6 protein-coding genes are annotated in these 23901 nt (G+C 53.5%); 5 read left to right on the top strand and 1 reads right to left on the bottom strand.

Features of this window, described 5'->3' with window-relative positions:
• Positions 1-16 precede the first annotated feature (16 nt).
• From ACR0B3_RS16310 to ACR0B3_RS16290, 5 genes are all read left to right on the top strand, one after another.
• Positions 17-1741, top strand: a complete 1725-nt coding sequence (locus tag ACR0B3_RS16310; RefSeq protein WP_480810140.1) for a type I secretion system permease/ATPase — start codon at positions 17-19, stop codon at positions 1739-1741.
• On the top strand, positions 1738-3045 hold the full coding sequence (locus ACR0B3_RS16305) for an HlyD family type I secretion periplasmic adaptor subunit (RefSeq protein ID WP_480809996.1): 1308 nt from the start codon (positions 1738-1740) through the stop codon (positions 3043-3045). Before ACR0B3_RS16310 ends, ACR0B3_RS16305 begins: the two co-directional genes overlap by 4 nt.
• 1127 nt (positions 3046-4172) lie before the next feature.
• Complete coding sequence (locus tag ACR0B3_RS16300) at positions 4173-22403, top strand: cadherin-like domain-containing protein (protein ID WP_480809995.1); 18231 nt, start codon at positions 4173-4175, stop codon at positions 22401-22403.
• A gap of 268 nt (positions 22404-22671) precedes the next feature.
• Entirely contained in the window at positions 22672-22959 is a 288-nt protein-coding gene (locus tag ACR0B3_RS16295; RefSeq protein ID WP_170548140.1) for a transposase, read from the top strand.
• Between the two features lie 23 nt (positions 22960-22982).
• Positions 22983-23813: an IS3 family transposase gene (locus tag ACR0B3_RS16290; protein WP_480809994.1), complete on the top strand. Its 831-nt coding sequence runs from the start codon at positions 22983-22985 to the stop codon at positions 23811-23813.
• Here ACR0B3_RS16290 and ACR0B3_RS16285 read toward each other — a convergent pair.
• Positions 23810-23901 (bottom strand): integrase core domain-containing protein (locus ACR0B3_RS16285; RefSeq protein WP_480810139.1); only part of this gene is annotated, 92 nt, incomplete at its 5' end. The genes ACR0B3_RS16290 and ACR0B3_RS16285 overlap by 4 nt on opposite strands.

The raw sequence follows: 23901 nt of genomic DNA, 5'->3' as shown, positions 1-23901 counted from the left end.
ATACAGGATCGAGATAATGGTGCACCCCGGAGTGAATGAGTTGCAAAACGCCCGCCGGGCAGGGGCTAAGTTCTTATGGGCAGTGTTCTTATTCAGTGTTTTTGTAAATTTGCTGATGTTGACGGGGCCGCTGTTCATGCTTCAGGTGTACGACCGAGTTTTATCGTCAGGGTCCGAAGAAACACTTGCGGCGCTTTTTCTCCTGGTTGTCGTGCTCTACGGGTTGATGACTGTCTTGGACTATGCTCGAAGCCGTATTTTGGCGAGGTTTGGGGCTCGCTTTCAACGAATATTGGATCGTCGAGTCTTCTCGGCCGTTTTGAAACGCGGCATATTGCCGATGGAAAGAGCCGCACCATCCGGTGGTCTTCAAGATCTCGAAAGTATTCGCACATTGTTCACTTCCCCGGTTATGATTGCACTATTCGACATTCCTTGGACGCCGGTGTTCATCGCAGCGATATTTGTATTCCACCCCTGGCTAGGTTGGATGGCGATATTTGGCAGCGGTGTATTGGTTACGACGACGTTGCTCAATAATTGGTTTACCAAATCAAAGACACTTGCGGCCCAACAGGCGACTCAACAGGCCCAGAGTTTTGCCGAACAGGCACGCCGCTCAGCGGAAATCGTTCGGGCACAGGGCATGCGCACCGATATCACCGAGCGTTGGGATGCAATGCGCATTGATGCACTCGGCCAATCCATTCACTCTACAGATTGGACAGGTTTCTTTTCGTCCTTCGGCAAGACCTTTAGGCTTTTTCTGCAATCTGCGATGCTTGCGCTAGGTGCTTATCTGGTCCTGCAGAACCAGGCTACTGGTGGTGCGATGATTGCCAGTTCCATATTGTTGGGGCGTGCCCTTGCCCCTATCCAGCAAGCCCTTGGGCAGTGGGGTATGGTTCAGCGTGCCCGGGGTGCCTGGTCTTCTCTCGGACAGTTGCTGGAAACAACACCGACAGAAGAAACATCACACACCTTGCCGCGACCGCATGCAAACATCTCTTTCAATGGTGTGACGGTGATCCCGCCGGGGGCCAAATCGCCAACCTTACACGGGATTTCTTTTTATCTGGGAGATGGAGAAGTGCTGGGTGTTATTGGTAGCAGTGGATCAGGTAAGACCACCCTTGCGAAGACGCTGCTGGGACTGCATCGCCCGACTAACGGGGAAGTTCGGTTAGGGGGCGCTACTCTTGACCAATATGATCCGGATGATCTGGGCTCTTACATCGGGTATCTACCGCAGAATGTGGTTCTTTTTTCGGGAACGGTCTCGGAAAACATCGCGCGTATGTCTATCAATCCGGATGAAGACAAAGTTGTCGAAGCTGCCAAACGAGCAAATGCCCATGAAATGATCCTGTCTTTGCCAGCAGGCTACAAGACAATCGTACATGGCGATGACAGTCAGCTGTCAGGCGGACAACGGCAGCGCATCGCTCTGGCACGAGCTTTTTACAATAATCCAGTTCTGCTGCTGTTGGATGAACCTAACTCGGCATTGGACAATGAGGGCTCGCTGGCCTTGAACGATGCCATTCGCGATTTCAAGGCAGACGGCCGTACCACGATCATCATGACTCATCGCCCCACAGCCATATCCGAATGTGATCGCCTGGTGGTTATTGAGGCTGGCCGTGTTCGCGCGGATGGATCCCGCGACGAAGTTCTCAAATCCACGGTCAGCAATGTAGAAGACATCAAGCGAGCTCACGCAAAGGTGGCAATAGCATGAACCAATCAGCTAAGGATGAATGGAAAGCGACAGGAACGATCATCATTGGCGCACTCACTCTCGGTCTGCTGGTTGGTGTGCTGGGGTATTGGGGCGTTCAGGCGCGGATTGCAGGGGCTGTTGTCGCGTCGGGAATGACCCAAGTTGAGACCAATCGGCAAGTTGTTCAACACCCGGAAGGAGGGGTCGTAGGGGCAATTTACGTCAAAGATGGAGATCTCGTATCTGCCGGAGATGTGGTATTGCGTTTTGACGATCAGCAATTGCGTACCGAGCTGGCGATCATTGAAGGGCAGTTGTTCGAAGTTTTTGCCCGAAAAGCCCGGTTGCAAGCGGAACGAGACGGATTGACAGAATTAGTAATATCAGATGATCTGATGGTCCTTGCCAAGGACCATCCCGAAATTCAGGCGCTGATCGATGGGCAGCGCAGGCTTTTTTTGGTACGAGCAGACACATTAAGACACAACACTGAGCAGCTTTCCGAGCAAATATCGCAGACGGAAAATCAGATTGACGGCTCGAGGGCTCAGCTGGCAGCCCTTGAACGGCAGCAGACACTGATTGTAAATGAACTGTCCGATAGCAGCACTTTGTTAGAGAAGGGCCTGGCGCCGGCCGCGCGTGTTTCGGCTTTACAGCGCGAAGACGCACGTATCATGGGTGAAATTGGCAGTATTCGGGCGATGATCGCACAACTCAGCGGACAAATAGCTGCGCTGGAGATCCAGAAGGTAGCGTTGACCACGAGGCTACGTGAAGAGGCTGTATCCACGCTTCGAGATCTTCAGATTCAGGAGGTAGAGCTTGTCCAGCGCCGACTGAGTATGATGCAGACTTTATCGAAGACAGATGTACGCGCTCCTGTAGATGGCGTCATATTCGGATTGCGGGTTTTTGCCCTGCAATCAGTGGTAAGCCGCGCAGATCCGATCATGTATATTGTCCCGCAAAACCGGCAATTGGTAGTCTCGGCCCGAGTGGAACCAATCCACGTAGATCAGATCAAGATCGGACAGACCGCAACTTTGCGATTCGCCGCGTTTGATCAACGTTTGACGCCCGAAATCACTGGCCTTGTTACAAATCTGTCCGCGGATGTTCTAGTGGATGAGGCTACGGGCGCATCTTATTTTCAGGTCGAGTTGATTCCCGCCGAAGGTGAAGTTCTAAAACTTGGCGATCAGACGCTGTTGCCCGGTATGCCGGTTGAGGCCTTCATAAAAACAGGTGACCGATCCCCCCTAAGCTATCTTACAAAGCCATTGACAGATTATTTCACCAGATCATTCAGAGAAACGTGAAGCGCCAAGAATGCCTGATGTTGATTTGTGGCTTGTCGTATTTAGGAGGTTGGATCATTTCAGCATCCTGGCCCGTTGTGCTTCGAACGCGATTTCCGAAAGTGACGAAGGGCCAATTGCGCCCCCGCGGATGCGGCGATTGAGGTATTCACAGGCCACCTGGGCACGTTTGGACATTGCTATCCGACGAGTAGGCGGGCAGGTGCCGTGCTTCAAGGCGGCACCTTATGGAGACATCCATTAGATCATTTGGCATGCAAACTTGTACATTAGGTCTTAGCTTCGACGCATTGATGGTGACTTGGGCCATCAATGATGGCTTGGTGTTCGATACATAAATCAAAAGAGTGACGGTTTCAGGACCGGAATCGCGAACCGGCTGCACCTATTATAACCTTACCGCGCACAAGAATACCGCTGTGCCCAATGCTGTTTCTTGTACGTACCCTATACTGCCCGACTTGAACCCCATTGAGACGGCGTTCTCAAAACCAATCGTGTGACTGCCCAGCATCGTAGCTTAAACCTTCTACGTACCGTTCAACGTAGTTACAGAATGCTGTGAACGCTTATAATCGGAAGACAGCTAGAATTACTTCAGCGCCGTCCGATTTATCACAAGCTAGGCGACAGTGGATTTACCGTTTTGGAATTGGGCCTTCAGCTGCGGTTTAGGGGTCATGAGTATCAAGATGGTACAAAACTTGATGGTCTTCGTGCGACATAAACAACAGCATGCGGTATCGCACCATCACAATTTATTCAATGACAGCGATTGAATAATAGTATGAGTTAGAATTTTATCCTTAATGGATTGGAACAAAATGCTTTTTTTCTGATACCCCTCACGAAATGCGTGAGTATTTAAGTTCGTTATGATTAATATAACTTTTGCTAATTTCCAAAAATCTTTTTGCGTTGCTAGCTCTTGTTGCGAGACCGAAAGCTCTCTTTTCCCAACCGTATTCCGCCGAGGATGCTGGCAGAAAATTGAAGCTCATCAGCAACCTGCTCAAGCAGACCAACTCGAAAACCTCTGGATGACTCCGGGATTTCGGTGGTGATCAACTGCGGCAGAATAATGTCGGCGGAACAGAATATGCCGCCGTAAGCGGAGTAAATGTACCATGCCTGATACTCTTACAACCAGCAATGAATCGACATCTGAAGATAGCACGCAGTCACTGCCAAGTACGCCTGATAATGTCTCGGTTACTGGAGAAGTTGTCTTCGAGCTTGGCAGCGGATCCAACACAATACAGATCCTTGAAACTCCGGAAGGCAGCGGCGTCAGTCAGGTACTGCAAGTAACTGAGACGGAAAATGTCTATCCCGTTTTGGAAGCGACGCCTACAACAAACGAAGCGTTATATGATCGATTGGCGGCTCGGGAGCCAGGTAGCACTCGAAGTCTGATTATCGACCGCCTGACAGGCGACGTGTACGACGTCTTGGAGGAAAGATCCGATGGCCGCCTGACAGTTCGCAAATTGCAGGAAGGGGCAACACTGCAGGAACGGCTGAACTCCCCTGCCGTGGACAGCGATGTGATCGAACCCGACAATGCAGCATTTCAGAGAGTCGAATTGCGCGTCGATCCTGAAGGCGGGCGGAATACCACATATGCCGTGCGCGAAAATCCAACTGAAACGTCAGAGCCTGTTATTCGCGCTATTGAACTGCCGGATACTGCCTCCGCGTTGGAAGTTGCCAATGTTGTGGGCCTGGAAGCTGACATCTCGGACTTTGAGGTCAACCAACAGGGACGGTTGGTGACACTCGATTTTGATCGTGTCGTAAATGGTGAAGTTACCACCGCGAGCGTCGGTGTGTATATCTCGGAGAATTATCAACAGCAACGTTCCGTGTCGGAAATCCAATCCGATTTGAACGGCTTGCTTGATGATCTAGCTAGATTGTTTGAGACTTCTAGTGGACAACAAATCTATGATAATCTCGCATTAAACATTTCTGGAACGGGGCGTCCGCAAACTCTTGGAACACTGGCGGATCGGCTGCCTTTCACTGGCTCGACTCAGGATACAACTCCGTTACCAAACAACGTCAATCTGGTCATAGCGCTTGAACCACGCATCGTGTTGCAGGCTGACGATGCCGTAAGCACCGCGCGGGCATTTAATCGTCAAGCTGCTGAGTCTGGCAACCTGGGTTCAGTCAGTCTTGTGCAGCTTGATCCCCGATTTGATCGCGGGATTGGTGATGTGGACCTTCCTGTCCTTTATCGACAATTAGCTTTGGCATCTGAACAGATTGCAGGGCAGGCGGACCAGGTCACCAACGGGAGTTTGCGCACGACAGATAACCAGATCCGCCTGGAACTTGATCTATTGCCGGTTTTCGACAGTCGGTCCGACCGAGCGGTGATCGACCAATATGTACGCCAATATGAGAGCGAAGTTCTTAGTCTCGAAGGTCCTGACGCGGCTGCGCAGATCAGCCGGGCGCAAGATAGCTTAGACTCACTGTTTTCACGTGCAACGGCGCAGCAGCGCGCAGACCTTTCTTCTTCGTTGCTTGAGAGCTTTGACTCCTCCAGAAGCCCAGCGATACAAGAGGCTCTAGATCGACATCGGTCAGATGTGCTGCAAGCCTATTCGCAAGGCAATCTTAGCCCACAGGCCGAAGACACTGTGAATGTGCTTTTCCAACAGCTCAGCACCGCACAAATTTCAACTCCAGATGACTTTCCTCAGCTGGATCTGACCGAAGTTAGCACTGGCGTACTGAGCAGGCTGACCTTGCCGACGACTGCGGATGCTCAGATTTCGACGGTGACGATCAGCGCGGATGGCAACCGCACAATTGTGTCACAACCGGCAAGTTTCAACCATCAAAGCACCTCTTTCACACGCGGCGATGATCTGACCCAGCTTCAGCGAATAGAGCTGGAAGCGCTTGATGCAGATCTTCTCGATTGGTTTGGCAGAGCGTCAACGGGTTCTCCGGACGGCGCTGCGATTTCCGACCTACGTGCAATAATTTCGGATGTGCTCAGTGGGGCAATTCCACAGCAAGCGGATTCCGTTATGCTTGTTACCAGCCGTGCTGGCGACGGGTCACTGGGTTCGGCGTCGTATTATGCCTACGACGGTAACACCAGAACCGTCACTCTTACGGATAATGTGGTAAATCCAGACACTCTGCTTGATCTGCAATCGCGTCCTGCCGGCACATTTGTTGACGCGGATGCGTCCAACCGTATCGCTGTTCTGCGCGATATTACAAGCACTTACCCGACGATACAACGCATTATATCAGAAACAGAAAACCCGCGCGAAATCGCCGGTCTGAATGATCTGTTTTTTGTTCAGGACGAACTTCTGTTTCGGCAGCCCATCGAAGGGATCACCCAGGCCCAGAATGACTTTCTGCGCCGTCAGGGCGATGTGTTAGTTGCAGCGTCTGCTGACCTTGCTGCCCAAGCGGCCGCTGACCCTCGTGGTCTGTCCGCAACACTGCAGGCGGAAATCCGCGATCTGAACACCCGTTTACAAAGCCTGGATCTGGGAACCACAACCGTTGCGGACCTGTCTGATCTGGGTGATGAGCTTGGGCTCGCTATCAACCGGGCCCGTTTCTCGTCGACGGGCGACTTAGAGTCAAACCTAGGCCCCGAAGCGCTGGCGCTCGGCAACCTGGAGGTTTCGGCCTCTGCCAGCAATGGTGTCACCCGAGGCGACTACGTTATTTATGAACAATTGACCGATGTATTGGACCTGACAGACGACGCTGTCCGAAGCCGTTCCGGATCAGCGGATGATTTTGTCAGAGTTCTGACCAACGACATCTACGAATCTTCTCTTGTTACGGCACCTGTCGACGAAGACGGCGAGATCATCAGGGAAGTCGCCAACGGGATCTATAATGATCCTGACGTAATCGACGCTTTTGCCGGAGTCTATGATCGGCTTGCACAAAGAAACCTTGATGTCGACGCTTTTGCACGAGGTTTGGCGGAGACTGCGGACGAATATGCCAGCCTTGAAGACAGGCAGGTGTTCATCGAAGCGCAAGGGGACGGGAATGTCGCCCGTCTTCAGGAGAGCGCCTCAACGTCCCCTGAGATCGCAGATCAATTGGACGCGGTCCTGGCCGCGCCCGCTGATGTGATTAGCGTGATCGGACCAGATGGTGAGGATATTCCCCAGATACAAATTGTCATTTCGGAAGACCTGCGCGGGCTTAGCACGGATGCGGAATTGAATGGGATACTGAGAAAGGTGCAAGGGGATTTGGATGTTTTCTTCTCGACAAACGCGAGCCGCAATTCTCTAGACCGTATCCTGCAAAACCCGACACCGGAAATTAGGCAAATCACCGATCTGGATGCGTTTTCCGGTTTGAGTTCGACTGCCAATCGCGATTTACCAGCAGGAACTCAACTTGTCTTATATCTGGAACCAGACTTTGCTGACTCAGCAACCGGAGATTTCGCCCGCGCGTTGGCGATCGATCCGACCGCCGCGACTGATCTGAGCGGTACTTCATCCGTGATTAGGATAAACGCAGATTATGAAAGCGGGCTGTCCCACGGTAATGCGACATTGCTTTTCCGCGAAATTCACCGAGCTGCAATAAACCATGAAGGCTTGAGCGGTGGATTTGAAGAAGGTGCATTTACGCGCTTTGAAAACCAGGTTCGTGGCGAACTGTTTCTTCCCGATGTGCAGTTCGATCCTTTTTCCAATGCGGTGGCGACAGATACGGTGGGAGACCGCATTGGTTTCGAAAGCGAGTTTGTGAATGCATCGATTACTTTTTCGGACGGTGAGTTCGGGGTTCGTACCATTGCAGCCACAGATCCTCAATTTGACGATCTTGGGTTCCCATTGCTTGCGATTACCTCAGACAGCTTCTTTGATAGAGATCGCAACCCTCAAAACGATCTGGAAATTGTTACAAGCCCGGCGTCTATATCTGACAACCAAAATCAAGCTGGGTTTGAGGTAAGGGCTATCATTCAGGATGAAGTTAACCGGCTAACAACTGATGAAACACCACTTGCTGATTTTGTTGATTCAATAAACCGGCGGATAATGAGTGAACTGGGAGAAGCTGGACGTCCATATATTCTTACACCTCAGCGGGATGACGGCACAATTGCTTTTGCTACATCAAATGCTTCGCCGTTCCAAAATGCATCAGAGATTGACGGCGGCGCCGTGCAAGTCAATCTTTCGGTAGGTTATTCGGTCATCGGTGATGTCAATACCGGTTTGGGTGGCTTATTTGTATCCGAGAATAGGTTTGATTTGTTTAATGGTGCGCAGCGTTCGGCCCTTAAAATTGCCTCCGAGCTAACTGATACATCCAGCCCATTATTGGACTCTTTTCTAACTCATCTACTATTTTACACCACTACCGTTGCAATCTCTAACACCGGTTTCGATAATACTAACAAAAATGCCATAGGCATCCAAATCCGCGTTAGTTTAGAGGACGTCGTAGCTTCTATTTTGTCGCCAGAAGACATTGCGGCGATTTCCAATTTGCCTGAGGGTTTCCAGCAGCGGCTCGAAGCTGAAGTTAGTGCTATAGCAAAAACTGAAAACTTGAACTTTGATGGCTTAGACGGACGGCTCAGCAGCGTTTTCGACACGACCGTTCAGGCGCGACTAGACCTCGGGCAGGCATTCCAAATCTCGGGATCAGAACACGCAAGTTTTCTGCCTCCATTTGTAGGCCGTCAGGTTATTCAGCACACAATCGCAGATGACGGTGGAAGCCGATTGCCAGTTAGCATTGTAGACGGCGAGGCACGTGTCGTTCTGGAAATCCGAGATGGTTCCAACCTGTTGACGTCTTTCAACGAGCTCTACAATTCGAGTGATCGTTGGAGTCTGGAACAAAGCGGTTTCCGTGAAATTGTCAAAGTTCAATACGCGGGATCACCGCTTTCGGAAAAGGTAATCTTTGAAGACTTTGTATCCCAATACGCGCAGAGTGTTCAGAATGTGATTTCGGATCTGGCAGGTGAAAACAGTTTGCCGCCTGAGTTGGTTGACGTGTTCTCGGAACGCGTGTTCTCGGTAATTGATTCATTGCAGGAGGGGCGCACGACTGGGCTTTATGGCGACGACCTGCTTGCGCGTTTGGATAACATTGTTGACGAAGTTGGAATAGAGACCGACCTGCAGATATTGGTCAGATTCCGCACAGATGCTGAGGCGCGTATCGAAACCATCCGGTCCTTCCAGCCAACTGAGGCGACATCCCTAGAGCTTTATCAGACACTGGTTGCAAATGCCGATAGTAGTGCCTTACGCGGGCGTACCGGGACTGCTGAGGATGTGCGTATCGCCCTAGAGCATCTAGCTGCACAAGACGGTGTTTCGGTAGTCGCAGAGGTACAACGCACACTCGACGTTGCAATTCAACGAAATGCCAACGGCGAGCGGTTGTTTACCGAACCATTTGCCGAAGCGCTACTTGCCTATCAAGCAACGTCTGGCAACAATGGGATAGCCGAAGACTTGTCCATCGATGCTATCGGCCAAGACCGTTTGGAATTTCTACTAAACTCGGTATCTGACAACGGCGACCTATTGCGCAACTTTGAAGCGCTCGGCTCGCCGACCGCCGGGATTGACGACGCATCCTCGCTCGATCCTGCCGCTATTGCAGAACAGAAACTGGCTTTGTTCCGGGCTTATGAGCAGGTGCTAGAATCTTCTGGAGTTGAGCTAGATACTCTGTCCGACTTCGGCGATCTTAACGCACGTATTCGGTTTCTGATCGAAGCCGACGTTGTCACGGATCCAGATGGCGTCAGTGCATTGCGCGCGATCAACTACGACTTTGAGCAGTTGAACGCACTGGACGGCGATGCGTTCGCAGATATCGCGATTTCGGAACAGCAGACGGGCATTTTGCTGGACGAAGGTATTGCGGTCGCCCGTGCGCAGGCACGACTTGACGAGTTCGAAGCGGATGTGGAAAGCGCCGGCACCGAGTTCGAAGCGCTAGCCATCGAGTTCCTGGGCGAGCAGGGGATCGTTCCCGCGTGGGATGCAGATCGGGCGACACTTTTAGAGGCCGTTCGCGACAGTATTTCTCCGATTGTCGAAGGGGGCTTCGATGAAGCATCGCTTGAAACTGTATCGCGAGGTCTGAGCCTTACCGCCATCGGTGACGCACTTGAAGACCTGCAAAATGCTGGTCGCGCTGATGGATTGCTGGAGGCGTTGGCACGTTCGCAACAGGGCGAGAGCCCCCAGGGGGTTTCCGGACTTTTGGATCAACCGGGCCTGCTGATCAACGGCATCGACCCAGATCAGACCAATGCCGAGCTTGTGTTGAACTTCAATAGCAATGGCAACAACAATAACAACGGCGACGCGGTGCTGGAGTTACGGTTGGTTCAAAGCGGAACCGTTAAGACCGCCCAAGTGGGCGCTGCTAACAGGTCACCCGCTGATCTGCTGGATGATCTGGACACTACGCTAAGCTTCATCGAGGCGGAGCTGAACGATCCGGTCTTCCGACAATTGTCCGACGAGTTTTCGGTCAATGACAATGGACGTGTAGACTCTGTGCTGCGGTCGACAAGCGGATCCGCCGATCTCAACCTGATCGAAAGCACGGATCGCATCCTGTCAGTCGCGACGAATTCGCTTGATGTCGAAAGCCTTCAGGGCCGACTGCTCAATCAAGAATTCAACCGCACCTTTGGCGATTTGGTTGTGAATACGCAGAACTTTTCGGCCCGTGAGGCAGGCAATGTCCTGCTGGACAGCGTTGAAAGGGCCGGTCTTGGCCAAGTAGCAGATATCTACCGCTCTTTGTTAAGCGGGGATAACACAGAGATCAATCGTTACCTTGATGAGTTTGACAATCCCGGCAGTGCAGCACCCGATCTGGATAACCCTATCTGGCGAGGGTTGGCGGACAGCCCTGAAGCACAGGAACAAATCTTGGAGCGCCTCGGTGGTCTGGAGGCGCCAGATAGCGTCCGGCGACTGACCGATGACGGATCGGACGGTGATGCGGCGTTTCTCAATGTGTCGGCCTTAGGTGAAGGTAGTCTGTCCGGGATCAATGTGCCGCGAGCGATTGCAGGCGAAGTGTTCTCGACGGCGTTTTCTGCCTTTGGTGCAGGAACGGCGGCTTTTGGGCTATATGGGGGGTTGAACACGCTGCTTAATCCCGATGCGGGTGGCGTGCGTGCAGTCGGTGCAATTACGGTTGCGTCGTCAACATACGGTCTGGTCAGTGCACTCACCGGTGGTGCAATCAGTGTGGCAGGCGAGTTTGCTGATATCAGTCGCTACCCGGCGCTTGCGGCCGTCAATCCCGGTGCTTTCGTCAATGCGGTAGAAAGCGCTGGGGGCACTGCGAGCAGTCAGGTCACGCGCGTTGCTAAGGTCACGGGTGCAGTCGGAAACATCATTTCAATCGGTCTCGGGGTTTATTCACTGGTTGAAAATGCCATCGGCGCGGATGAGGCACGCAATAATGGCGAAACCACGCGTGCGGCCTTGCTGGGCTTATCGGCCGCGTTGGACGCAATCTCGATTGTTCTGGATGTCGTCAGCACGGTGGTTGAGCTTGGTTCGGCAGAAATTTTGAAACCGGTTTCCATTATCCTTGATGTGATCAATGCCGTTATCGGGGCGATCAGCATTGCCATCAGCTTCCTGATCCCACCTCCGGGCGTGCAAACGCAGTTTGAAGATTACCTCGAATCGGATGCCTATTCCGACCGAATTGACAGTCTGACCGATACATACGCCAATCAGGGTTTCGATCTGCTGCAATACATGTTTGACGCATCTACATTGGGTATCGAAGGTGCCCGAGAGAAGCTTGAAGCTGCCCGTCGTGATCTCGACATCAACCTGACGGAAGCGGCTGAGCTTGATCCGGAAAATCGCGATCTGCGCGTTGCAATCATCGATGATACTGGTGTGGGGAATCTTCTGGAAGGTCGCGATAATGACGACCTGATCCGAGCGGGCCTTGGAGACGATGAAATCTATGGTTTCGGCGGCGATGACGACATCGATGCGGGTGACGGCGACGATCTTGTGTTTGGCGGCAGCGGCGATGACAACATTCGTGGTGGCGACGGCAACGACCGGCTGTTTGGCGAAAGCGGCGAAGATGTTATTCGCGGTGGCTCGGGCAATGACTACATCGATGGCGGTGCTGATAACGATCTGTTGTTCGGTGGGCGCGGGGATGATGAAATCTTCGGCGGCAGTGGCGATGATGATCTCCAGGGCGGCGTAGGCAATGACATTTTGCGCGGCGGCCTTGGAAATGATCTGTTGCGCGGTGGTAGGGGCAATGACCTGCTCGAAGGTGGCGATGGAGATGACCTGCTTGATCTGGGAGCAGGTAATGATATCGCATTTGCCGGAGACGGAGACGACCGGGTCGAAACGGTGCTTGGGATCAACACGATCTCCGGCGATGATGGTCAAGATCTACTGGATCTGTCGAACAATACCCTATTGACAAATGTTCCGGGCCTGTTCGGCTATGTGCGCATTGCGCCGGGATATGAGTTGAACTTGGCAGACGGCTCAACCTCTGCGCGTTTGAACGGTTTGGAAGAGGTTTCTCCGGACATACGTCTGGCGCTGTCGGATGAGCTGAGCAACGTCAACGCAACTCTGAACCAGCTATACAGCTTGCCGCGACTGGAAGGCCGGTTGTTTTCGGATGACCCGGATATTCTGGCGGATCCTTCGGTACGTGGCGCGGTCTTGCGCGAGTTCCGGGATGTTCCGCGAAACTTCTCGTTTGCCGATCAGGTACGTGATCCCGCCGGTCCCCTTGCTTTCGGAATATATGATGTTGACGTGTCCGTTCGTGATACGCTCGAATCTGATCTCCTGGCCGAACTGGATGCCCGCGCACAATTGAACCGCAGCGCCAATGGGATTTTTGAGGTCGGTGGGTCAAATTTCACGGCAGATGAACTTAGTGAATACTACCGTCGGGTACATGAGGTAAATCGGGAATACTATCGCGACGCCTATTCGCTGGGGTATTCGGAAAAAGTAACCGGTCAAACGGAGGTTTCGCAGGTCTATGCGAACTTTGCGACCGAAGCAGCAGAAAATGGGAGGGCGGTACGATTCCTTGCCGACGCACAGATTGCGCGCACGATCACGACCAATGATGGCAGATTTGATGGCCTGCTTTACCCGGATCTCAGTGCAAATTTCACCTCAGGTGAGATTACAGATCCGACCTACGCGCTTGAACCAGCCTATTTCCGCGATGTTTTCGAAGGCCGAGTATTTACTGATGGTCAATTCCTGATTGTAATTGCCAAAGATGGGTCGGAACTTTATCGGTTTGACGCATCGGTGCAACAGAATGGCAATGTGGATCCCAACTCACTGCGGGGTCAACAGGCGCGCTCTGAAGCATCGGATTCTTTGACGACCATAACCGATTTCTATTTGCTCACGCTCGATATCCTGAATGCCCAGGCCTCAATCGACGGAATTGAGGACGTCGTCGGTGGTGAGAGCGACGACAATCTGACCGGCGATGAAAATGACAACGCCATTTACGGTGGTCGGGGTGATGATGAATTGGACGGCGGGGGTGGAAACGACCTGCTGGTCGGTGGCCTAGGTGCAGATACGGTGCGCGGTGGGGCAGGCAACGACCTTATATTGCAACATGATGAATATGGCTTGCGGTCGCTGGAAGGTTCCGTTGATGGCGGGGACGGCATCGATACGATTTCGTTCAGAGGCGTGGAAATTGGTGGGATTGAAGCCTCTGTCTCTCAGGTTGGAAATCTCGAAATTCGCAATGTCGAGAACCTGGAAGGCACAAATCAGGATGATGTTCTGATCGGTGATGGTGGAAGCAACACGCTGACTGGTTTAGACGGGAATGACCAACTTAGAGGGGGCGATGGCAATGATGCTCTGGTCGGTGGTGCCGGCGTCGACACGCTCATAGGCGGGCAGGGGTCGGATACAGCCAGTTATTCCGACCGGACTGAGGCCTATCAGGCTGCGCAGATCGAACATGTCCGTGCCGAAGAAGGGCTGGCTGCTGCGGAAACCAGCCTGAATTCCGCCCAGCTGCGCAATGATGCGGTGACAAGCGATCTAGCTACCGTGGAAGAGTTGCTTGATGATATTAGCTCTCTTCAACTGCTCATAGATTCAGAATCTTCCATATTGGGCACAACCTCGAACGCTGAGGCGATCAATGCGCTTTTGGTGACGATCACAGAAAACGGGTTGCAACCGACCGAACAGGAACTGGATGTGTTACGGGCTGATGGTCGAACCCGATCCGAGCTTCATGAAGCGCTTCTGGTAAAATCTATTCGGCGACTGGCCGAAGTTACAGCAGAAGAACTGGTGGCTGACAGGGAAGAAGAGGCCGCACGCGCGGTTCGCGCAACAGCCGTCGAGGCTCTGGCCGACGCGCAACAGGAGCTCGACGATCTGCTGGAAGACGGCGGATTGGCAGCGAACGCCGAAACGCTTCTTTCCCAGGCACAGGAGCGTGTCGACATCGCCCGGTCCACGCTTGCCGAAGCGACGGCGGCGCTTGCATCCGCCAATGCTGTGGCTGTTCTTGCGACCGAGACCCGAGCTGCTGCGATTGAGGCCCGTGCTGCGATCTCCTCATTTGATCCGTCAGATCCGCAGTCCATTCGCTCTTTGCGTCGATTCGAGGATCAGCTAGAAGAAGGTATCGTATCCCTGTCGGTGAGACGATCAGAAGAACTGGCTGAAGCGCGTGAGATTCTTGAAGCGGCGAACGACCGTTTGCGTGCAGCCATAGAAGACGAGGCATTTCTGCAAACGGCAGGTATTACCGCCAACCTCAGCACCGGCGAGAATTCCGATGGTGATGTGTATGACAGTATCGAAAATATTGTCGGAACGCATGCAGCGGACGATCTGACGGGCACGGATAGTGAGAATGTCCTCAGCGGCGGAAGCGGCGACGATGTGCTCAATGGTCTGGGTGGCGCAGATCTACTTTTGGGCGGCGCGGGGGCTGATACGATCCGTGGCGGTGATGGCATCGACACGCTTTCTTATCTTGACGGGCGTGCGGAAGGTGTAAGCGTCAATCTTGAGACTGGCGAGAATACCGACACAGACGCAATCTCGGGCATTGAAAACGTCGCAGGATCCGACGCAAACGATGTGCTGACGGGAGATAATGAGGCCAACGCTCTTTCAGGCAATGATGGCAATGATACGCTTTCGGGCGGCGGCGGTAGTGACACGCTGGAAGGTGGAGTGGGGGCCGATGTTCTGCGCGGTGGCGAGGGTATTGATACCGCCCTCTATAGTTCTGCGGCGACTGGCGTAGATGTCGACTTGCTTGCGGGTACCAGCAACGATGGAGACCGCTTAAGCGGAATTGAGAACATCGTGGGCTCCGCATTTGCTGACAATTTGGCGGGTGACGACAACGCAAATACGCTGTTTGCCGGAGATGGCGACGATGTGGTCGATGGTAACGCCGGGGCGGATGCTTTGATCGGGGGTCGTGGCGCGGATACGCTGGACGGTGGTGCGGGCTTGGATTCGGTCGTCTACAACGACGGTCGCGACACCGGCGTGACGGTCAACCTTGCAACGGGTGAGAACAGTGATGATGACATCCTGCGGAATATCGAAGGTGTTGTAGGATCTCTGTATGACGATGTTCTGGAAGGGGATTCACAAGACAATTCGCTATCAGGTCTGAGTGGCGAGGATCGGCTGGTCGGCGGCGCGGGCAGCGATACGCTAGATGGTGGTGCTGGTGCGGACGTGCTGGATGGTGGGGCCGGTAGCGATACCGCAACCTATGAGAATGCCACAACTGGCGTTACAGCTGATCTCTATGGCGGTGCGAACAGCGACGGGGATCGGCTTGTCGATATCGAAAACCTGACTGGCAGCCGGTTCGATGACCGTTTGCTGGGGGACGATGGCAGCAACCGGCTGATCGGAAATGGTGGCGCTGATACATTGGCCGGGCAGGGTGGGAATGACCTGCTTGTCGGCGGTGCAGATAACGACACACTACTGGGGGGAACCGGGAACGATGTATTGGTCGGCGGTAGTGGACGTGACATCCTGAACGGCGGCGCTGGATCTGACTCGGTATCCTATTCAACGGCCCAGGTCGGTGTGGAAGTTGATCTTGAGACCGGGGAGAACTCGGATGGCGATACGTATGTTTCCATTGAGAATGTCGAAGGGTCCGGATTTGACGATACGCTGGACGGCGACACTCAGGATAACGTGCTTTATGGGCTGGATGGGCAAGATATCTTGCGCGGTGGTGACGGTAATGACCGCCTGTTTGGCGGCCTAGGTACCGATGTCCTTGAGGGGGGCGATGATGATGATGAACTGAGCGGCGGGGCAGGTGCAGACGTGATCCGCGGCGGCGAAGGTATTGACCTGCTCAGCTATGCCGAACGTACGGACAGCGGTGTTTTTGCGTCCCTTAATACAGGCGAAAACAGCGACGGAGACACTTTCTCGGGGATCGAACAGTTGACCGGCAGCCGGTTTGATGACGACTTGGAAGGTGATGATGCTGAGAACCTCCTGAGCGGTGGAGCTGGTAATGATGAGCTCAGCGGGCTGGACGGGAATGATGTTCTGAACGGAGAGGATGGCAATGATCATCTCGACGGTGGTTCAGGCGCGGATGTTCTGATTGGCGGCGCGGGTGACGACACGCTTATCGGCGGCGATAACGATGATCTGCTGAGAGCCGACGAAGGCGAGGATCATCTGATTGGTGGCCGAGGTCTCGACGTCTATGCAATAAGCAGCGCAAGCCGAAACTCCCTAATCACGGCAGGTGAAGATGTTGATCGGCTCGCATTTGCGGATCTGCGATCCGATGAGATTGGGCTGACGCTCACACAATCGGGCGCTGACCGCTATCTGGTATTCAACCAAATCGCACAGAATGAGGAAGTCAGAGAACCGATTGCTATAGCGCGGATCGCACTGGCGTCGCTTTTCCCGGAAGATAGCGACCTTTCGGCACTGGATAATGACGCCATCTCGACACAGATCGCTACCGCGTTCGATCGGATTGTGTTTACCGATGGCGAGGTCAGCGGTGCTGCAACTCAAACTCTGGTCGTCAATGGGCTTGAAGGCCAGCCGCTTTCGGTTTTTGCCTTCGGATCCGGGCAGGGCACAGATGGAAATGATGTGCTCGACGGAGCCGGGCGTCGTGACGATGTACTGGTCGGAAGAGGCGGCGATGACCGGCTCACCGGCCTATCCGGAAATGATCGCCTGAACGGTGGCGAAGGTAGCGACGTTCTGGATGGCGGCGAGGGATTGGCAGATTTTGCGATTTACACGGATGCCAATGAAGGTGTCACCGTTGATCTGGAATTCGAAACACAATACGGCGGCGAAGCGGAGGGTGACCGCCTACTTAGAATCGAAGGTTTGGATGGTTCTCAGTTCGCTGACAATCTGTCTGGTGACGTGCAAGACAATATTCTGCTTGGGAACGCCGGAGCTGACCGATTGGACGGGCGTGCTGGTAGTGACTTCCTGGACGGCGGGGACGGTACAGACCATTTGGACGGTGGCGACGGTGATGACATACTTGTTTCTAGACTGGGCGCAGATACGCTCTCAGGCGGTGAAGGTTCAGATGTCTATATCGTTGCTGCAACCTCGGGACATGTAACGCTGAATGAAACCACGCTGGGCGAACGGTCTTCCGAAAACCGACTGGTGTTCGAGGCGATCGATTTCAGTACTGTCGAGGCGCAGCAACTTGGCGACGCCCTGTTACTGACCCTATCAGAAACTGCGAGTGTCACAATCGAGGGCTGGTTTGCACCTGAAGTGCCGGTTTCTCATGCATTCGACGAGTTCCGTTTTGCGGATGGCGTGCGCATTGATGCGGGGTATTTTGTATCTCAGGTTCTCGCCGGGCTTGAACCTCAGATCCTATACGGCGGCGATACGGATGACCGCTTTGATGGCACGGATGTCGCGCTTACCGTCGACAGTGGAGCGGGAGCCGACACGATCAGCGGCAGCAACAGAGGCGACGACTTGGCCGGCGGTGCTGGAAATGACGAGATTATTGCAAATGCCGGTAATGATCAGGTCAATCTTGGTGACGGCAATGACGTGTTCCGTGACCGGAGTGAAGATGCCGAAGCCACCACAGGCGATGACAATGATACCGTTTTTGGTGGTGCCGGCGCGGATGTCTTCTATTCCGAAACCGGCTTTGACCAGATTTTTGGTGAAGCGGGCGATGACCAGATTTTCGTCACCCTTGGCACGGGCAACTTTGTCGTGGACGGGGGGACTGGCAGCGATACGCTTTCTCTGTCTTTCGGTGCTTTGCCAGAGGGTTTTGACCCAGAGCAGGTTGAACTGCACCAGGTTTCGTTGCGGTTAAATGATGTTGTGAACGAAGGCATCAGACAGGATGGTAACCGTTATGTATTCGCTGAAACGCTGAACGCGCTGATTGCAAGTGGTGAAGTCACAGAGGAACTTCTCGAAGAAGAAGAAGAGGGCACAGAGGCTGCGGCCGACGTTGTCTATCGCGATATTGACGGGCGACAAGTCTTTGTCCTGCGCCCAGAAAACAGCACATTTGTTACCCTTTCAACGCAGCAATCCGATGTACTAGCCGGTGCGGTCAGCTTTGGATCGGTCCACGGTATCGAAAACGTCTCGGGTTCCGAATTGAATGACGTTCTGACCGGAAATTCCGGTGCAAATACCCTGACAGGTAATGGCGGTAATGACACCCTTTCGGGAGGCGGAGGTGCCGACCGTTTGGACGGCGGTATCGGGGATGACCAACTGTATGGGGGTGATGGCGCGGACCGTCTTGTCGCACAATTCGGGGCTGACCTGCTAGAAGGCGGGCTTGGTCAGGATACTTATGTCATTCACCGGACAGCCCGTAATGCGCGTATTGACGAAAATCTCAGCAGTCGCTCTGATACAGGCAATACGCTTGTTTTTGAGGATGCGCGTTCGGATGAAGTCCATTTTGTACAGGCTGGCACCGACATCGACATCTTCATCGACCGCGAACGCGTCGTAACACTGGACAATATTATCCGCGGTGGTTTCATTGAAGCCCAATTTGCGACCATCTCATTCGCTGACGGTGTTTTTGTCACTGGCGCTCGGGATGCGCAGATATTCCTCCGTACGCGGCTATCTGGTGAAACAGCAAAGCTTGATGTGGTTCTGGGAACTGATGACATCGACGTTCTTGAAGGCGACGCAGCAGATAATACGTTCAGCGGTCTGCGCGGAGATGATGTCGTTACCGGTGGCGCGGGCAATGATATCCTTCGCGGAGATGATGGAGATGACTTGATTGATGGTGGCAGTGGCAATGATGTTTTGGACGGAGGCGAAGGGAACGACTTAATATACGCAACCGAGGGCACCGATCGCATCACAACCGGTGCTGGCAACAATCGCGTTATTTTGAGTTCTGCGTCCTCTTTCAGCCTGATCGATGCTGCAGGTGGTACAACGACAGTGGACTTTCAGGACCTTGCGCTAGGGGATGTTACCTTCCGTCGCGCGGGTGTTGATCTCGAAATTCTAAACGATGGGCAGCGTCTTGCCGTTGTCGTCGATGCCTGGTTCAATGACTTCAGCAATGTACCTCGAAATGAAGTCTCGCAGTTAATCTTCACCGATGGATCGATCGGGCTGGCGGATATCTCATACGAGCGTCTGCCCGCGACATTCGATGCACGTGTTCTGCCTCCGCAGCCTGGCGAGGACGTCTTGACGACACAGGAAGACACGGCCGTGACGGTCACGGTTGAACGCCTTCTTTCAAATGACACAAATGTCGCTGAAACAACGGTGTTGAGCGCGGTCGACAACGCCCGAAACGGCACTGTCAGGCTGGAAGATGGTGTGGTCCACTTCACGCCCGATGCGGATTTCAATGGTCTTGCGTCTTTTGACTATGCGCTGACCGACGCAAATGGCATCACTGTGACCTCGACCGTCACCATCACCGTGGCGCCTGTCGAAGATGCGCCCGAGGCTGTCGATGACGTGCTTCAGGCAGTGGAAGACACTCCGCTGTTAATTTCGTCGCAATCGCTAATTGCAAATGACATGGACGCGGATGGTGATTTTCTGACGCTGGTGTCGGTTCAGGATGTGAATGGCGGTGGAGTCGAGATTACTGCCGAGGGAGACCTTCTGTTCACACCTGACGCGGATCGTGTCGTACCCGCGACGTTCGGTTATACGATCACCGATCACAATGGCAACCAATCAACCGCTCAGGCCCGAGTCGACATTGCCGCGGTTAACGATGCCCCAGTCGCCGAGACGGATTTCTTTGAAACAGAATTTGATGAAGCGCTGAGCGTTTCTGCCGATCAACTTTTGGCCAATGACCGGGATGCTGAGCCGGGCGAGTTGACACTTGTGTCGGTTGGGGATGCGGTGAATGGTTCCGTTGTGCTGACCGCGCAAGGAGAGGTGTCATTCACCCCTGCTGAAGGTTTCTCAGGCGCTGCCCGGTTCAACTATACGGTTTTAGATGCAGAAGGCGCACAGTCTGTGGGCACCGCAGTTGTGAATGTTGCAGCCAACACCACGCCGCCGGATGCGGCGAATGACCAACTAACCTATCAAGTTGGACAGATTCTAGAGTTCAGCCAGGCGGCGCTGCTAGCCAATGATACCGATTATTCGGGTGGTGGTTTGACCATCACCTCTGTGCAAGGTGCCGTTGGCGGCTCGGTTAGTTTGGGTGAAAACGGAACAATCATCTTCACGCCCGAGGGGGCAGCCCCGCTGCCCGCGCAGTTCAGCTATACCGTCAGTGATGTGAACGGAAACACATCGCAGGGTGTCGCAAACCTTAACGGACTAGCCGCGCAACAGATATTCCTTTCGGATTATTCCGCTGCCTCTTCCGTGAACGGGTGGGGACCAATTAAATTCAATGGAGCAAATGACACAATCGGTGGCGAGGTTTCGACCCCACTTCTGTTGGACGGAAACAGTTATGACACGGGCATTGGCGTTCACGCCGGGTCCGAAGTGGTGTACGATTTGCGTGGTGGAGACTTTTCTCAGTTCACCGCGTTGATCGGTGTGGACGACTCTCGTGGAATTGCGGGTTCTGTCGAGTTTCAGGTGTTTGTCGATGATGTGCTACAGTTCTCCAGCGGTCTTGTGACCGGCGCGAGCGCGGCGCGCGAAATCCTTGTGAACATCGATCCCGATGCCGAAAAACTAACCCTTGCGGTGATAGACGGAAACGACGGTCGTGGAAACGATAATGCCAACTGGGCTAACGCGGCGTTGACACTCGCACGCCCGGATGGGACGATTTCAAGCGAGGGGCTAGACCACGTAGTCAATGGAACTGGCGATGCTGACTGGATTACGGCTGGCGCCGGTTCCCAATCCCTTTACGGAGGATGGGGTGAGGATAGCATTTCGGCCGGAGCTGGGGATGATTTCGTCGATGGTGGGTTTGGATCTGACTCCTCCGACGGTGGAACTGGTGTAGATACCGTCAGCTTTGAGCGCTCAATCGGCACATCCGATACGAGAGGGATTCGTATTGACGTTAACAGCGGCAACACTTTCCTAATCAACCGCGACGAGAGCCTTGCCGTCGATAGCATTTGGGAGCGGCATACCAACTTTGAGAATGTCATTGGCTCTCATAACAATGATGTCATCACAGGATCGCAAGTTGCCAACGTTCTGACCGGCGGCGAGGGAGATGATCGGATCGACGGCCGCCAAGGAAATGATTTGATTGATGGCGGTCGTGGGACCGATGTTACCGATGGCGGCGATGGTAATGACACAATCAGCTTTGCGACGGCGCTAGGATCGCAGGATATCCGGTCCATCGACTTCAGCCTAGGTGATGGAAATGCCTATCTTCTCAATCCCGATGGGACCCGCACTTTTGCCGCTGTATGGGAAGCTCATGTGAACTTTGAAAATGTAGTCGGATCTTTCAACAATGACCGATTGCTGGGAGATCAAAATGCAAATGAACTCTCTGGCGAGGACGGAAATGACAGGTTAGAAGGCGGCGGTGGAGCGGACACTCTCAACGGTGGGCGCGGCCGAGATATTCTGGTCGGAGGCTCCGGAGCGGATACCTTTGCATTCCGAAGAGGTGACAATGTCGACACGATCAGAGACTTCCAGGATGGTACGGATGTAATCAGCTTTGCAGATCAGGGCCTTAGCTTTGAAGACTTGTTCATCTTCAGTGATGCCTCAGGGGTTTACGTGGTTTACGGTCCTGGGGATGAAATACTTCTGGAGGGTGTCGCAGAAAACAGCCTGAATGAGGAGGATTTTGCTTTCTATCCGTAAGGTCACGCTGGTCCTATTACCTTAGGCAAACAAGCTGGGCTCAAATGGAGAACACTTTGTGCCGTTTGTACAGCAAGAATGCGCGGCAGAGTAGGATTCAACTTGGTCGAATTGTCTGATTGATTTTTGGATTTCTCAAATCCTCGCACCAATCGCCAATACGACAACGCGGGCAACCACAAGTGGAAATAAAGATCTCGAGGCCAACGGGCGTGTCTTAGCCCCGTAAAACTGTGCCACTATTTTGGTGTCACGGAAGGGATGATGGATGGCTCGGAAGCGATATTCGGATGAAGATGCGTTGAAACTTTTGCGCGAGATCGACGTGCATTTGCATGATGGCTTGGATGTTGTGAGCGCGTGTCGGAAGGCGGGGATTTCAGACAAGACGTATTACTACTGGCGCAAGAAGTTTGGCGGCATGGGGCGGCCGCAGTTGTCAGAGATGCGAGCGCTTCAGAAAGAGAATGAGCGGCTTAAGAAGATCGTGGCTGATCTTCAACTCGACAAGCTGATCCTGAAGGAGAGCCTGGATCATTTAAAGCCCAAGGCCTGACGGTTGATGGGTTGCGTCAGGCGGTGATCCACACCCGCCAAAAGCTGGATACATCGGAACGTCGAACCTGCGCTGTGTTGGGTGTGGCGCGGTCCAGTCATCGCTACCGGTCCAAGCCTACCAATGATGATGCGCTGCGCCTGGCGATGATCCGGCTGGCCAAGCAATACGGACGATATGGTTATCGGAAAGTGACAGCGCTTTTGCGGATGGAGGGCTGGCAGGTCAATCACAAGAAGATCGAACGATTATGGGGCGAAGAAGGCTTGCAGCTGCCACATCGGCATAAGAAACGACGGCGGCTCTACCACAAGGACAGCTCTGTCATCCGGCTCAGGCCCACGCATCCCAACCATGTCTGGGCGATTGATTTTGTCCAAGACAAACTGAGCAGTGGGCGGAGCTACAAGATGCTGACTGTGCTCGATGAGTACACCCGTGAGGCGCTCTGCGTGGCAGTGCGACCCAGAATGAATGCATCTGACGTTCTGGACGTTCTGCACCGGCTGCTGATGAAACACGGTAAGCCCGAGTTTATTCGTTCAGACAACGGCCCGGAGTTCATCGCTGCACCGCTTCAGGAGTGGCTCCGACGGGTCGGTATCCAACCGATCCAGATCTACCCAGGATCACCGTGGGAAAATGGCTACAACGAACGCTTCAATGGAACACTCCGTCGCGAAGTCCTCAACGCCGAATGGTTTCACACAACCAAACAAGCTCAGGTCGCCATCAATGTCTGGCTCAGACAATACAACCAAATCCGGCCACATCATGCTCTGAACATGCGCCCGCCTGTGCCTGAAACCTTATTAGAGAAACCTCAATTTAGTGGTACCGAAAGAGGGGGCTAGCCCAGTGCACTGTGGGGGCGTTTTGTGTTGTAGTGTTTCCTCCATTGCTCGATCAGAATTTGAGCTTCGCGTAGGTTGTAGAAGATTT

The organism is Ruegeria sp. CE9, from assembly GCF_056537425.1.
The sequence above is the reverse complement of the archived record's forward strand: the minus strand, read 5'-3'. Positions and strand labels throughout refer to the sequence as shown.